At 75.1% G+C, this 12,515-nt stretch carries 16 protein-coding genes; 6 read left to right on the top strand and 10 right to left on the bottom strand.

Going from position 1 to position 12,515, the window contains the following annotated elements; genetic code table 11:
* Positions 1-189 precede the first annotated feature (189 nt).
* Positions 190-708, bottom strand: a complete 519-nt coding sequence (locus ACFVU7_RS30420) for a hypothetical protein (protein ID WP_388048256.1) — start codon at positions 706-708, stop codon at positions 190-192.
* 269 nt (positions 709-977) lie between these two features.
* On the opposite strand from ACFVU7_RS30420, the gene ACFVU7_RS30415 reads away from it, so the two are divergent.
* The 3 genes from ACFVU7_RS30415 (at position 978) to ACFVU7_RS30405 (ending at position 3,008) form a co-directional block, all read left to right on the top strand.
* Positions 978-1,454 carry a carboxymuconolactone decarboxylase family protein gene (locus ACFVU7_RS30415; RefSeq protein ID WP_388048427.1) on the top strand — a complete coding sequence of 159 codons (477 nt, stop codon included), beginning with the start codon at positions 978-980 and terminating at the stop codon, positions 1,452-1,454.
* A 545-nt stretch (positions 1,455-1,999) separates the two neighbouring features.
* Entirely contained in the window at positions 2,000-2,242 is a 243-nt protein-coding gene (locus tag ACFVU7_RS30410) for a hypothetical protein (protein ID WP_049649932.1), read from the top strand.
* 10 nt (positions 2,243-2,252) lie between these two features.
* Positions 2,253-3,008, top strand: coding sequence for a helix-turn-helix domain-containing protein (locus ACFVU7_RS30405; RefSeq protein WP_388048254.1), 756 nt, complete (start codon positions 2,253-2,255; stop codon positions 3,006-3,008).
* A 51-nt stretch (positions 3,009-3,059) separates the two neighbouring features.
* On the opposite strand, the gene ACFVU7_RS30400 is transcribed toward ACFVU7_RS30405, so the two are convergent.
* The 3 genes from ACFVU7_RS30400 to ACFVU7_RS30390 form a co-directional block, all read right to left on the bottom strand.
* Positions 3,060-3,473, bottom strand: coding sequence for a hypothetical protein (locus tag ACFVU7_RS30400; protein ID WP_388048252.1), 414 nt, complete (start codon positions 3,471-3,473; stop codon positions 3,060-3,062).
* Between the two features lie 129 nt (positions 3,474-3,602).
* Positions 3,603-3,818: a hypothetical protein gene (locus ACFVU7_RS30395; RefSeq protein ID WP_074005309.1), complete on the bottom strand. Its 216-nt coding sequence runs from the start codon at positions 3,816-3,818 to the stop codon at positions 3,603-3,605.
* Positions 3,819-3,822: 4 nt separating this feature from the next.
* Positions 3,823-4,833, bottom strand: coding sequence for a zinc-binding alcohol dehydrogenase family protein (locus tag ACFVU7_RS30390; RefSeq protein WP_388048426.1), 1,011 nt, complete (start codon positions 4,831-4,833; stop codon positions 3,823-3,825).
* Between the two features lie 209 nt (positions 4,834-5,042).
* Between ACFVU7_RS30390 and ACFVU7_RS30385 the strand changes: the two genes are divergently transcribed.
* Complete coding sequence (locus ACFVU7_RS30385; protein ID WP_074005307.1) at positions 5,043-5,423, top strand: helix-turn-helix domain-containing protein; 381 nt, start codon at positions 5,043-5,045, stop codon at positions 5,421-5,423.
* A 134-nt stretch (positions 5,424-5,557) separates the two neighbouring features.
* On the opposite strand, the gene ACFVU7_RS30380 is transcribed toward ACFVU7_RS30385, so the two are convergent.
* From ACFVU7_RS30380 to ACFVU7_RS30370, 3 genes are read right to left on the bottom strand one after another with little or no spacing between them, the layout of a single operon-like run.
* Entirely contained in the window at positions 5,558-5,803 is a 246-nt protein-coding gene (locus tag ACFVU7_RS30380) for a hypothetical protein (protein WP_388048250.1), read from the bottom strand.
* 37 nt (positions 5,804-5,840) lie between these two features.
* The gene (locus ACFVU7_RS30375; protein WP_388048248.1) at positions 5,841-7,028 is read right to left on the bottom strand and encodes a sensor histidine kinase; all 1,188 of its coding nucleotides are present in this window, start codon (positions 7,026-7,028) and stop codon (positions 5,841-5,843) included.
* The gene (locus ACFVU7_RS30370) at positions 7,025-7,708 is read right to left on the bottom strand and encodes a response regulator transcription factor (RefSeq protein WP_074005305.1); all 684 of its coding nucleotides are present in this window, start codon (positions 7,706-7,708) and stop codon (positions 7,025-7,027) included. The genes ACFVU7_RS30375 and ACFVU7_RS30370 overlap by 4 nt, the downstream gene beginning before the upstream one ends.
* A gap of 144 nt (positions 7,709-7,852) precedes the next feature.
* Between ACFVU7_RS30370 and ACFVU7_RS30365 the strand changes: the two genes are divergently transcribed.
* Positions 7,853-8,545: a M15 family metallopeptidase gene (locus ACFVU7_RS30365; protein WP_388048246.1), complete on the top strand. Its 693-nt coding sequence runs from the start codon at positions 7,853-7,855 to the stop codon at positions 8,543-8,545.
* 236 nt (positions 8,546-8,781) lie between these two features.
* On the top strand, positions 8,782-9,696 hold the full coding sequence (locus ACFVU7_RS30360; RefSeq protein WP_388048244.1) for an endonuclease/exonuclease/phosphatase family protein: 915 nt from the start codon (positions 8,782-8,784) through the stop codon (positions 9,694-9,696).
* A gap of 134 nt (positions 9,697-9,830) precedes the next feature.
* Here ACFVU7_RS30360 and ACFVU7_RS30355 read toward each other — a convergent pair whose 3' ends face one another.
* From ACFVU7_RS30355 to ACFVU7_RS30345, 3 genes are read right to left on the bottom strand one after another with little or no spacing between them, the layout of a single operon-like run.
* Positions 9,831-10,853: a hypothetical protein gene (locus ACFVU7_RS30355; RefSeq protein WP_388048242.1), complete on the bottom strand. Its 1,023-nt coding sequence runs from the start codon at positions 10,851-10,853 to the stop codon at positions 9,831-9,833.
* Positions 10,850-11,689: a hypothetical protein gene (locus ACFVU7_RS30350; RefSeq protein WP_388048240.1), complete on the bottom strand. Its 840-nt coding sequence runs from the start codon at positions 11,687-11,689 to the stop codon at positions 10,850-10,852. Before ACFVU7_RS30350 ends, ACFVU7_RS30355 begins: the two co-directional genes overlap by 4 nt.
* Entirely contained in the window at positions 11,686-12,498 is an 813-nt protein-coding gene (locus tag ACFVU7_RS30345; protein ID WP_388048238.1) for a hypothetical protein, read from the bottom strand. Before ACFVU7_RS30345 ends, ACFVU7_RS30350 begins: the two co-directional genes overlap by 4 nt.
* Positions 12,499-12,515 lie beyond the last annotated feature (17 nt).

Raw genomic sequence — 12,515 nt, 5'->3', positions numbered from 1 at the left:
CCAGCCGATCTGCGGTGGACGAGGGGCGGCTGGACCGGCGCAGCGTAGGAACTCGAACCTGCCGACGTCCTACAGCGGGTGGCACGGCGCGGGAAGTCGGGCCCGCTGACTTTCCGCTCCGGCCCGCGCGCCCACCCTCCATTCTGTGCGGGCCGGGGCCCGGGGAACTGCGGGTGGGCGAGGGGTGGGTCAGGCGTTCTGCCGGCCCGGGATCTCGGTGGTGTCGGGGTCGATGGGGGTGGCGTCGCTCAGGTCTTCCACTCTCAGTGGCTGTTGGCCGTCGAAGACGACCGCGAGGCCGTAGGGGTCGCAGATGGGCAGGCGGCCTTCGGCGAAGTGGAGGTGCCACTCGTCGAGGTAGAAGTTGAGCTGGGGGGAGTCCAGTGGGAAGTCCGCGACCGGCAGGCGGAGGTAGGGCCGCGACTCCGCTTCGGTGAGGCCGAAGAGGGCCGGGTCGGCCGCCACTGCCTCGCGCACGAAGTGGAGCGCCGTCTCGAGGTAGTGGTCGATCCTGCCGAGGACCTCGGCGACCAGGGGGAGGTCGGCCCGGTCGAGGTCGTCGGTGTCTTCGAGCAGGATGGTGGCCTCGACGGGGGCGCCGTACAGCGTGCTCCTCGGTGCCTGGTCGATGCTCCAGACTCTCAGGCCGTCAGGACCCCGGGAGGGGAGCAGCCGTCCGATGCCGTTGCGGAAGACGTTCGGGGGCATGGCGACTCCGTCTCGCGGGACTCGGGACTCGGGGTGCGGCCGCAGGGATTGCGGCCGTTCCCTCGGATGGTACGGCCGCAGGAAATCTTTCGGCTCAGCCAGGGCGCAGTGATGGCATTTCAGGGGGTCTCGACCGCAAATTTTCCTGCGGGGGCGGGTTGCGTGTCGGATTTGAGTTGGAGCGCACTCCAAGTTCTACGGTTTCTGCCGTGGTCGCCGCCGCACGTGGTCGGCGGCGCGGGAACAGGAGAGGAGCGGCGCCGATGAGCATGTCCGCGCACGAGGCCGAGGTCCGCCGGGAGCGTTTCGCGCACGGGTTGGAGGTGCTGGAGCGGATCGACGGCGAGGTCGGGCGGCGGGTGGTGGACGCGCTGGGCGACGTCAGTCCGGAGCTCGGGCACCAGGTGGTCGCCTGGGGGTTCGGGGAGATCTACAGCCGGCCGGGGCTGCCGCCGCGCGATCGGCAGTTGGTCACCCTGGGCATGCTCACCGCGCTCGGCGGGTGCGAGCCGCAGCTGGAGGTCCACGTCAACGCCTCGCTGAACGTCGGGCTCACGCCGCAGGAGATCGTCGAGGCGCTGCTGCACTCCGCCGGCTACTGCGGTTTCCCGAAGGCCCTGAACGCCACCTTCGTCGCCAAGAAGGTGTTCGGCGAGCGCGGCCTGCTGCCGGTCGCGGCGGACCGGCAGGACGACCAGCGGGAGGACCGGCCGACGGACCGGCAGGCGGGCCGGCCGACCGACTGACCGGCAGCCGGCCGACGGACCGACCGGCCCGGTGGTGCGGACTTCGGCGCGGCAGAAGGTGCCGCAACTGGCCCGCCCTGCTGGAACAGGGCAAGCCGGATCCCCTGGGTGGTGTCGAGTGGCAACGGCCGGGGAGACCGCGTGCATGGGGCGCGACAGGCCAATGCCGCGCCGGGCCCTGGCGCCTCCGGCTCCTGGCCGGGGCTGGGCTGGTGCGGGGCGCTCACCCCGCCGATATCCACTGAGGATGGCGTTTCGATTTCCTCGCGGCAAGCCCGAAAGCGCGTGGGAGGTCGGACGCGGCGGGCAGCGGGACCCGGGGGTGCGGACGGCCGGACGGCCGTGAGCTGCGAATTCCTTCTGACGGTTTTTCAATTTCGGCTGGGACAAGGCGAGAAACGGCGGCGTAAACCGTTGGACCGCCCCCGTGGTACACGGCGACCCTGTGCGTGGGTGTCCAGCCCGCCCGGCTCTGGAAGGCCGGACGGGCGCGTGAGGACCCCGGTCGAGTGGCAGCAACCGCAACCCAGCGAAGCGGAGACCGCATGGAACAGCAGTACACCCCGGCCGCGAACGCGGCGTGCGTCGAGGTCCGGACGGCCCCCGGCATCCCGGTGCCGGTCCCGGCCACCGTGCTCGTGGTCGTCGTCCTCCTCCTCACCACCGCCCTGACCACCCTCGGCACCCCCGCCCGCACCGCCGTCGCCACCCTGGCCGGCGCCGGACTGCTCGGCATAGAGCTGGTCCGCCGCCTGGCCGAGGCGCTCACCGTCCACCGGGCCCGCTAGGAGGCGGCCGGTGGGGCGCCTGAACAGCGCCCTGGCTGAGCAGGACAAGGAGGTCCGGACGCTCGCGCGGTGGCTGCGCGGACTGCGCGAGCGTTCCGGCCTCACCTACAGCCAGATGGCGCGCAAGACCGTCGAATTCACCCGGCCCGTCTCCCTCGCCACCCTCTCCCGCGCGGACGAGGGCCGTACGGTGCCGACCTGGCCGGTCACCGAGGCCTACGTCCGGGCCTGCGGCGGCTCGGTACGCACCGCCGAGCGGCTGTGGCTGCGCGCCGACGCCCGCCGGCCCGGCCGGAGGGGGAAGGTCGCGGGCTGCGGACCGGCCGCGCACCGGGCCCTGCGGTACGTCACGGAGCGTTCCGAACTGCTCGTCGCCATGCGGCGGTTGCGGCTGCGCGCCGGGAGCCCGACCCTGCGCGAGCTGGAGACCCGCGCGGTGCGGGGCGCGGTGAGCCACCTGCCGCGCAGCACCCTGCACGGGGTGCTGGCGGGCGAGCGGGACTGCACCGAGCGGGTCCTCGTCGAGTTCGTCCGGGCCTGCGGGGTGGGCCCGGCGGAGGAGGACGAGTGGGTCGCGGCCCTGCGCCGCACCACCGGGGCGCCGCCCCCGCCGTCCTCCCAGCCCGACGTCCGCCGCCAACTCGCCGAGGCCCACGCGGAGATCCGGCACCTGCGCCGGGCCCTCGGCAGCCGCCCGGCGCGGGAAGTCGGCCCGTCCGACTTCCCGCGCCGCACCGGCCGGTTGGCGGGACGGTCCGTCCCCTGACCGGAGGCCCCGTCTGGCCTGCGGGAGCGGGAAGCCGGCCCGTCCGACGTGTCACGCCGTGGCCGGTGGCTCCCCCTCGGGCAGCAGGTACCGGCCGAGGTGCGCCGTGAGGAACGCGGCGATCGTCTCCGCGTCGGTGGACTCCGCAGGCAGGTCACCCGGGCGGGGCTGGTGGATCCTGATGAGTTCGTCCCTCAACCGGGCGTCGAGAAGCGGCGCTTGGTAGCTGTCGATGGTCCCGCGGTAGAACAGCCAGTCAAAGATCCTGACGGCGGGGCAGCGGCCGGACTGCGGCTCGTCCGACAGGTGGCTGTCCCCCCAGGCGCCGACGTAGACGTAGTCCGCGCGCCTCAGGGCTCCGTCGAGGTGCGGGGTGGGGTGGTCCTTCAGGTTCCAGTAGCTGCGGGCTTCGGCTTCGGGTACGGGGTCCGGGAACGCGGCAAGCCAGAGGCGGAATTCGAACACCGGAACAGCCTGGCAGACCCGCACCGGATCCACCGCCACTTCCGCTCCCCCGCTCCCCCGCGCCCGCCGAGGGCGCCCGCGCCGGCACGGGCGGAACGGGGATCCGGCGGGCGCGGGCGGGGGCGGGGGTCAGTCTCCCGGGCGGCGGCGCAGCCACCGGTAGAGCAGGGCGGCCGTGGCGGCGCCGGTGGCCAGGACGGCGGCGTCGAGCCAGGTAGGCACGGCCGGGTCCTGCCCGTGGTGCTGGTAGACGCCGGACAGCAGGGCCCGGGCGGCCAGGGCCGCCACCGCCCCGGCGCCGGTGGCGATGAGGGCCTCGATCTGGCCGGTGCGGCGGGAGGGCACCGGCTCAGAACCCGGTGAGGGTCGTCTTGCCGATCGCCGTACCGGACTCCTGGAGGCGGTGGGCCGCCCGGAGGTTGGCGGCGTTGACGGGGCCGAGGTCGCGGGTGGCGGTGGTGGTGAGGACGCCCGCGTCCACCAGGCGGGCGACCCGGTCGAGGATGCGGTGCTGCACCGCCCGGTCGGCGGTGGCGTGCAGGGAGCGGGTGAACATGAACTCCCAGTGGAAGGAGATGCTCTTGCCCTTGAGGACGCCGATGTCCAGGGAGTCGAAGTCGTCGACGGCGACGATGCCGCCGAAGGGCTTCAGGGCCTCGGCGTAGGCGGTGAGGTTGCGGTCGGTGGCGACGGTGCTGAAGACATGGTCGAGGCCGCCGGGGGCGACCTCGGCCAGCTGCGGGCCGAGCGGGCGGCTGTGGTCGATCACGTGGTCGGCGCCCATGCGGCGGGCGAAGTCGGCCGACTCCGGGCGGGAGGCGGTGCCGATCACGGTCAGGCCGGTGAGGGCGCGGGCGAGCTGGGTGACGAGGGAGCCGACGCCGCCCGCGGCGGCGGTCACCAGCAGGGTGCCGCCCTGCTCCGGTCCGCCGGTGCCCAGGCCAAGGCGCTCGAAGAGGCCCTCCCAGGCGGTGAGCGCGGTCAGCGGGAGCGCGGCGGCCCCGGCGAAGGAGAGGGTGGCGGGCTTGCGGCCGACCAGGCGCTCGTCCACCGCGTGGTAGCGGGAGTCGGCGCCGGGCCGGTCCAGGACGCCGGCGTAGTACACCTCGTCGCCGACCCGGAACAGCTCCGTCTGCGGGCCGACCGCGACCACGGTGCCGGCCGCGTCCCAGCCCAGCACCCGCGGCTCGCCGCCCGGGTCGGCGCTCTGCCGGACCTTGTGGTCCACCGGGTTGACGCCCACCGCCTCGACCCGCACCAGCAGGTCGCGCGGGCCCGGCCGGGGCACCGGCAGCTCGACGTCGAGCAGGCTCCGCGGGTCGTCGACCGGCAGGCTCCGGCGGTAGGCGACGGCGGGCATCGTCGCCGGGATCCCGGCGGTCTCGGGCGTCGGGGGCGTCGGGGGCGTCGCGGGCATGGCGGTCATCAGGGCTCTCCTCCTCGGGGCACCCGGGGTGTCCGGGCACGTCGGAGACGGTATGCGGAAGGTAGTGGTTACCCGCAAGGACCATTGGTACCCGTTGGGTACCGAAGCAGTACCCGACGGGTACCAATGGGTACCATCGGCGCGTGACGACGACCCGTACGGCGAAGACCCACGCCCCCGACTGCACCGACCCCAAGTCCGTCTACGCCGCGGCCTGCCCCTGCCGCGACATGCTCGACCTGCTGGCCAACAAGTGGAGCGCCCTCGCCCTGGGCGCCCTGGAGGACGGCCCGCAGCGCTTCGGCGCGCTGCGTACCCGCCTGCAGGGCGTCAGCCCGAAGGTCCTCACCCAGACCCTGCGCAGGCTGGAGGAGCACGGCCTGGTCCACCGCGAGATCCACGCCGAGGTCCCCCCGCGGGTCGAGTACAGCCTCACCCCGCTGGGCGTGGACGCCTGCGCCCCGCTGGCGCACCTGCGCACCTGGGTGGAGCGCAACATCGACCGCTTCCCCGTGACCGGCTGAGGACGATCGGCTGCGGACGCCTGCGGTCGTGCTCGGCGACCGGTCGTACTCGGCGACGGCAGGCGGTGCGACCGTCCCGGTCGGGTTCGAGCGCGGCTTCAAGCGTTCGAGGTCGGCTCCGAGGACGCCTCCGCTCAGGGCCCGGACGGGGCGTCGACGGCCTTCGCCCTGCACCGCGGGCAGCTTCCGCGCCGCTTCCTCGCGACGAACGGATGCCGGTAGACCGTCACCCGGCGCCGGGGGATGCCGCAGAGCGTCGCCGGGCCGGCCAGGGCGTGCTCCAGGGCCGGGTCACCCGTCTCCCGGCTTGCGGCGAAGCCCGTCGGAGCGAGCCCGAGCGTGAACCGGAGGGAACGGAGGCGGCGACCGAGCTGCGGCATGGCCGCCACCTTCCCACACGGCTCTTCCACCGTGACGTCAACGAGAACCGGGCAGACCGGGCAGGCCCGGCAGGTCGAGGGTGGCGCGGAGGCCGCCGGCGGGTTCGGGGGCGAGGTGGAGGGCCCCGTGGTGGGCGTCGGTGACGGCGGCGACGATGGCCAGGCCCAGGCCGTGGCCGCGGCGGGCCGGGTCGGTCTCGGCGGTGCGTCCGCGCCCGCGCAGGAACGGTTCGGTGAAGGTGGCCACGGCCTCCGCCGTCAGCTGGGGGCCGGTGTTGGCGACGGTCAGGCGTACCCGCCCGGGCCGTTCGGGGTCGGCCCCGGTGGCGACGGTGACCCGCCCGCCGGTCGGCAGGTTGTGCCGCAGCGCGTTGTGCAGCAGGTTGACGGCCGCCTGGCGCAGCAGGACGGGGTTGCCGGTGGTCGGGGCGGAGCGCAGGTCGGCGGTGAGGGTGACGCCGAGGGTCCGGGCCTCGTCGCGGACGGCGGCCAGTGCCTCGCCGGTGGCGGTGGCGAGGTCGGTGGGGGCGAGGTCGGGCGGGGCGTGGCCGAGGTCGGCGAGCTGGAGCAGGGCCTCGCTGATCTCGATGCCGCGCTGGTTGGTGTCCTGGAGGCGGCTGACGAGCCGGCCCCAGTCCTGGCCGGACGGGTCGGCGGCGGCGACCTGGAGCATGGTGCGGGTGATCGCCAGCGGGGTGCGCAGTTCGTGGGAGGCGTTGGCGGCGAAGCGCTGCTGGGCCTCGAAGGAGTGCTGGAGGCGGGCGAGCATCTCGTCGAAGGCGTCGGAGAGGTCGGTGAACTCGTCGCGCGGCCCGGTGAGGGCGATGCGGTGTTCCAGTGCCCCGCCCGCGGCGCGGTGCGCGGCGCGGGTGATGTCCTGCAGCGGGCGCAGCACCCGGCCGGCGATCAGCCAGCCGCCGACCAGGCCGACGGCGGTCAGCAGGGCCAGGGCGTAGCCGCTGGCGGTGAGCAGGGAGCGCAGGATCTCCTGGCGGGAGGGGGCGTCGGAGCGGTAGCGCGGGTTGGAGGAGGTGAGGGGGTAGTTGGGCACGTAGCGCATGCCGACGTAGACGACGGCGAGGCAGAGGACGCCGGCGGTGACGGCGAAGAGGGTGTAGCTGAGGGTCAGGCGCATCCGGGCGGTCAGCCGGCGGGGGCGGGTTCCGGTGCGGCGTCCGCCCGTACGGCGCCCGGAGGCGGAGGCGGAACCGGGGTCGGGGTTCACTGCGGGGTGCCTTCCTGGCGCGGGTCGGTGAGGCGGTAGCCCACGCCCGGCACGGTCTGGATCACCCACGGGTCGCCGAGGCGTTTGCGCAGGCCGGAGATGGTGATGCGGACCGCGTTGGTGAAGGGGTCGGCGTTCTCGTCCCAGGCGCGTTCCAGCAGGTCCTCGGCACTGATGACGCCGCCGTGCGCCGCCATCAGGACCTCCAGGACGGCGAACTGCTTGCGGGACAGGCCCACGTAGCGGCCGTCGCGGTAGACCTCGCGGCGGAAGGGGTCCAGGCGCAGCCCGGCGTACTCCAGGACGGGCGGCGCGGCCTGGGCCGGGCGGCGGGCCAGGGAGCGCAGCCGGACGACGAGTTCGGCGAGGTCGAAGGGCTTGGTGAGGTAGTCGTCGGCGCCGAGTTCGAAGCCGGCGACCTTCTCGTTCAGGCGGGCGGCGGCGGTGAGCATCAGCACCCGGCAGCCCAGGCCCTGCTCGACGATGCTGCGGCAGACGTCGTCGCCGTGGGTGCCGGGGATGTCGCGGTCGAGGACGACGACGTCGTAGCTGTGGACGGCCAGGCGCTCCAGCGCCGCGTCGCCGTCGGTGACGATGTCGCAGGCCATCGCCTCCAGCCGCAGTCCGGCCTGGACCGCCTCCGCGAGGTAGATCTCGTCCTCCACCACCAGGACCCGCACGTGCCGTTCTCCCTCGCTCCGCTGTTCGTACCCATTGGACCCGATGGGGCCTATCGAAAACGTATCGGCCTGCGCAGACGTCCTCGCAACACCGACTTTCCTCCAATGGTCCGGCAACGGACGAGCACCACCGGGAGGCAGGAAATGGACACGACGGACACCCCGACGGAGACGGGGACCAGCACGGCCACGGGCACGGAGACGGGGACGGGGACGGGCACGGGGACGACCGCGCGGAGCGGACGGCAGCGGCGGCTGGCCACGGGCGCCGCCGCGACGGCGGTGCTGGCCCTGGCCGGGGCGTGCGCCGCCGACCCGCCGGGCACCGAGGCCGTCCTGCGCACCCTGGCGGCCACCGTCACCGCCCAGCCCGTCACCGCCCCGCCCGTCACGACGGAGGCGGAGGCGGACGGGGAGATACCCGACGGCCGGACGCTGACCCCCTCCGACACCGGCTCTCCCGCCGTGGGCAACCTGGACGGTCCGCTGCGCGAGGCCCTGCAGCAGGCGGCCGTCGACGCGCGGGCCAAGGGCATCGAGATGACCGTCACCTCCGGCTGGCGCAGCAAGGCCTACCAGCAGCGGCTGCTGGACCGGGGGGTGGTCACGTACGGGAGCCTGGAGCAGGCCCGGAAGTTCGTCAACACGCCGGAGAAGTCCGCGCACGTCAGCGGCAAGGCGGTGGACGTCGGCCCGACCAGCGCCGACTACTGGCTGATCCAGAACGGCGCCCGGTACGGGCTGTGCCAGGTGTACGCCAACGAGATCTGGCACTTCGAACTGCTCACGACGCCGGGCGGGACCTGCCCGGCGCCGCTGCCGGACGCCGCAGGGTGAGGGGGCGCGCCGTGACCGCTCCCGCCGGTTCCGACACGCCCGCCGAGGCACCCGACGGGGCCGCCCGGCCGTCCCGGCGACGGGCCGCACCCGGGTGGTGGGCCGTACGCCGGTGGCTGGCCGCACCCCGGTGGCCGATCGCACGAGGGCGACGGGCCGCACGGGGGCGACAAGCCGCACCCCGCCGACGGGCCGTGCCCCGCTGGCGCGCCGTCCCCCGGTGGCGGCGCGGGCGCGTGCCCGCCGCGCTCGGGCTGCTCACCGCGCTCGCCCTGGGCGGCCACCGGCTGGTGCCGGAACTGGGCGTGGGCCTGGGCAGCCTGTGGGAGAGCGCCCTGCCCTGGAGCGCCCTGGTGGCGGTGGCGGCGCTGCTGTGCGCGGCGCTGCGCCGGGCACCGGCGGCGGCCTGCGCGGGCGGGGTGCTGGCGGTGGTGTGGGCGGTGGCGTTCGGGCCGCTGCTGCTGGGCGGCGGGGCTCCGGCGCACGGGGCGTCGACGGGCGGGAGCGGCGGGCCGGGGCTGACGGTGGTCACCCACAACGTGAACGCCGCCAACCCGGACCCGGCCGGCACCGCCCGCGCCCTGCTCGCCGCCAGCCCGGACCTGGTCGCGCTGGAGGAGGTCACCGACGCCGCCCTGCCCGCCTACCAGGGCGTGCTGGACAAGGCGCTGCCCCACCACGCCCGCACCGGCACCGTCGCGCTGTGGAGCCGCTACCCGGTGACGGAGTCCCGGCGGCTGGTCATCGACCCCGGCTGGAACCGCTCCCTGCGGGCCGAAGTCAGCGCCCCCGGCGGGCCGTTGGCCGTTTATGTCGCCCACCTCGCCTCGGTGCGGATGACCGCCACCGGCTTCGCCACCGCCCACCGCGACCGCGACATCGCCGCCCTCGGCCAGGCCCTGGAAGCCGAACCGCTGCGCCGGGTCCTGCTGCTGGGCGACCTCAACACCGCCGCCGACGACCGCGCCCTCGCCCCGCTCACCAGCCGCCTCACCCCCGCGCGCAGCGGCTTCGGCTTCAGCTGGCCGTCCGCCCTCCCCCTGGCCCGGATCGACCACATCCTCACCCGCGATCTCCCCGCCACCGCCACCTGGACCCTGCCCGCCACCCCCAGCGACCACCGCCCGGTGGCGGCACGGCTGCGGGGGTGACGGCGGGGGCCGCCGGCGTCCCAGCAGGCCTGCGCCAGAAGGCCTGTACGGAAGGGGTGTTGGACGACGGGGGCGGGGAACGCCGCCGGGCCGGCCCCCGCAGGAAGGGGGCCGGCCCGGTGGAACGGGGCGGGTCAGCCGAGCAGTTCGCCCTGGAGGGTGACGACCTGCCGGAAGGGCGCGGTGGGCACGCCGGCGGGGTTGGTCATGGTGATGACGGCGACGACGTCGGCGGCGGAGAGGTAGGCGACGCGGGCGGTGGGGGCGCCCTTGGTGCCGGCCGTGGTGGACTCCACGAGGGTCAGGCTGCTGCCGTCGAGGGCGTCCCAGTCGTCGTGGGGGGTGCCCTTGGTGGAGGGTGCGGCCTTGGGGCCGCCCTTGGAGCGCACGTCGGCGAAGGCGCCCCAGGACTCCCGGACGGAGCCGAAGCGCAGCAGCCGGATCTGGGTGCGGGTGCCGTCGGAGGCGGTCCACTCCCGGACGGTGGCCGCGCGGCAGGCGTGCTCCAGCAGCACGGAGCGCATCTTGACCGGGTCCTGCTGCTCGTCGGCGATCGCGTCGCAGGGCACCCACTGGCCGAACGCGGAGCCGGGGGCGGAGCCGGCGGCGGAGGCGGAGGCGCCGGCGGACGCGGAGTCCGAGGGCGCCGGGGTGGCCGGGGCCGACGGGGAGGCGGTCGGCGAGCCCGGGGGGGCGGCCGCGGTGGGCGCCGGGAAGACCGGCGGGGTCAGCGAGCCGCCGGCCTCCTTGGGCGCGGGCAGCAGCAGGTGGCGCAGGTCCGCGTGGTGCGGGGACTTGCCCTTGTCGTCCGGGGCCTCCTGGCCCGCGGGCAGCGGAGGCAGCGTCAGCGGCGCGAAGGTGTAGCGGCCGTCGCTCGCGGTGGCCAGGCCCGGCAGGTCGGTCCGGTCGGGGGCGGTGACGGCCAGCGCGCTGCCGGTGCCGGCGAGGGCGAACACCAGGACGGCGCCGCTCCAGCGCACCGCCGCCTTGCGGCGCCGGGTGCGGCGGGCCTCCTGCTCCGCGAGGGCCGCGGGATCCTCGGCGGCGGCGAAGGGCTCGGCGACGGGCTCGGCGAGCGCCTCCAGGACCGGATCGGCCCCCTTCCCGGGCACGGGCGCGTTCGCGGGCGCGGGCGGCGGGGTGGCGTGGTCGGTCATACGGAGGCTCCGGGGCGGGCGAGGCGGTCGAGCTGGAGGGTGAACAGGGCGACGATCTTGTCCTTGGGCAGCGGCGCCACGCCCTCGGCGCTCATGACCACCAGGAGGTCGCCCTCGGCGGCCGAGCACTCCAGGTAGTCGATCGGCGCGGACGGCGGCGCCGGCATCAGGTAGCAGTGCGCCTCGGGGTGCCCGGGGACGGCCGGGCCGACCCGGAACAGGCCGGTGTCGCCGGTGAAGACCGCGGTGTACTCGTTGATCCGCTGCACTTCCTGCTGGTTGAACTGGCGCAGCTTCAGGCCGATCACCAGGTCGTCCCCGTCGGCGAGGTAGGTGCGCACGCCGGAGGCCTTGACGTGCATGCCCTCCCAGTAGGCGCGCATCTTGTCGCGCTTGTCCTTGGGGAGCTGCTGGAGGTCGGCGTCCATCTCGGCGGACAGCTGCTCGCCGTTCTGCTCGCTGTCGTGGCCGTAGCCGCCGTCGTCCGGGCCGGGCCGGTAGCCGGCCGGGACGGGCAGCAGCAGGTCGCGCATCGAACCGAAGTGGCTGCCGTTGGACTTGGCGCCGTACGGCGTGGCGGTCGCGGTGGGGGTGGGACCGGTGGACGGGGCGGCGGCGGTGGCCTGCGCGGGGTCGTCGTACTGGGTCTTGATGATGCCCACGCCGACGGCCACACCGACCAGCGCGGCCGCGGCGGTCGCGGCCCCCGCGCGCAGCAGGCGGCGGGAGGCGGGGCTCGGGCCTGCGGGCGCGGCGGGGCCGATGGGCGAACCCTCGGATGCCGACTCGGGCGCGCCCGGAGCGGCAGCGGAGGTGGTCACGGTGTCGTCGTTCATACCAGCCGCTCCCACTGCCGCTTGGCGAGGTCCTTGAGGGTGTCGGGGTTCACCGGCTTGGTGTCGAAGACCTCGATCGTCATCTCCACCGAGCCGCGTTTGGCATGGGCCCCGCCGTAGTAGAACTGCTCGGTACTCTCGGACCAGTAACGGGGCAGGATGTCCACCTTGTAGCCGCCGTTGGCGCTCTCGGCGAACGGCAGCGGCCAGTAGCCGGTCTTCGCCTCGTCTGCGCGGTCCTCGGTGAACTGGACCAGCTGGACGCGGTAGAAGACGCCGTCCTTCTTCCAGTTCACCTCGGCCGCCCGCCGGAAGCCCCGCGAGGCGAGGTCCTTGAACGTGTCGGCCGCCCCGCCCTTCTCCTCGGCGAGTTCGCCGATCGAGATCCAGCTCGGCTTGTCCGGGTGGTCGTCCCAGGGGGCGCTGCCCTCGGGGGCGCCGATCAGCAGCTTGGTCAGGTCGCCGTCGATGCCGATCGGCGCGGGCTGCTCGGCGGCGAGGGCGGCCGGGTCGACCCGCTCGGCCGGGTAGGCCGGGCGGGCGGCCTGGAGCGGCGGCAGCGGCGTGGGCGGGCGCTGGGCCTGCACGGCGTAGCCGACGCCGCCGCCGGCCAGGGTGCCCAGCACCAGGGCGCAGGCGGTCAGCAGCACGGGGCGGGGGCGGCGCGGGCCGCGCGGGGCCTTCGGGGCGCCGGCCTCGGGTGCGAACGGCGCGGCGGGTACGGCGGGTTCGGGCGCGACGGGCGGTGCGGCGGGCGGCGGCGGAACGGCGGGCGCGGCGGGCACCGGCTCCGCGGGTTCGGTGGTCACGGAAGTGGCTCCAGAGG

This window comes from Kitasatospora sp. NPDC058046 (genome assembly GCF_042885595.1).
In the GTDB taxonomy this organism is placed as follows: Bacteria; Actinomycetota; Actinomycetes; order Streptomycetales; family Streptomycetaceae; genus Kitasatospora.
This window is presented reverse-complemented; position numbering and strand designations above follow the sequence as displayed.

Coding starts and splice junctions, on each gene's coding strand:
- ACFVU7_RS30380 (WP_388048250.1), bottom strand. CDS start 5,803: ATGCCGCAGCTCGGTCGCCGCCTCCGTTCCCTCCGGTTCACGCTCGGG.
- ACFVU7_RS30365 (WP_388048246.1), top strand. CDS start 7,853: ATGGACACGACGGACACCCCGACGGAGACGGGGACCAGCACGGCCACG.
- ACFVU7_RS30415 (WP_388048427.1), top strand. CDS start 978: ATGTCCGCGCACGAGGCCGAGGTCCGCCGGGAGCGTTTCGCGCACGGG.
- ACFVU7_RS30350 (WP_388048240.1), bottom strand. CDS start 11,689: ATGAACGACGACACCGTGACCACCTCCGCTGCCGCTCCGGGCGCGCCC.
- ACFVU7_RS30390 (WP_388048426.1), bottom strand. CDS start 4,833: ATGCCCGCCGTCGCCTACCGCCGGAGCCTGCCGGTCGACGACCCGCGG.
- ACFVU7_RS30355 (WP_388048242.1), bottom strand. CDS start 10,853: ATGACCGACCACGCCACCCCGCCGCCCGCGCCCGCGAACGCGCCCGTG.
- ACFVU7_RS30410 (WP_049649932.1), top strand. CDS start 2,000: ATGGAACAGCAGTACACCCCGGCCGCGAACGCGGCGTGCGTCGAGGTC.
- ACFVU7_RS30420 (WP_388048256.1), bottom strand. CDS start 708: ATGCCCCCGAACGTCTTCCGCAACGGCATCGGACGGCTGCTCCCCTCC.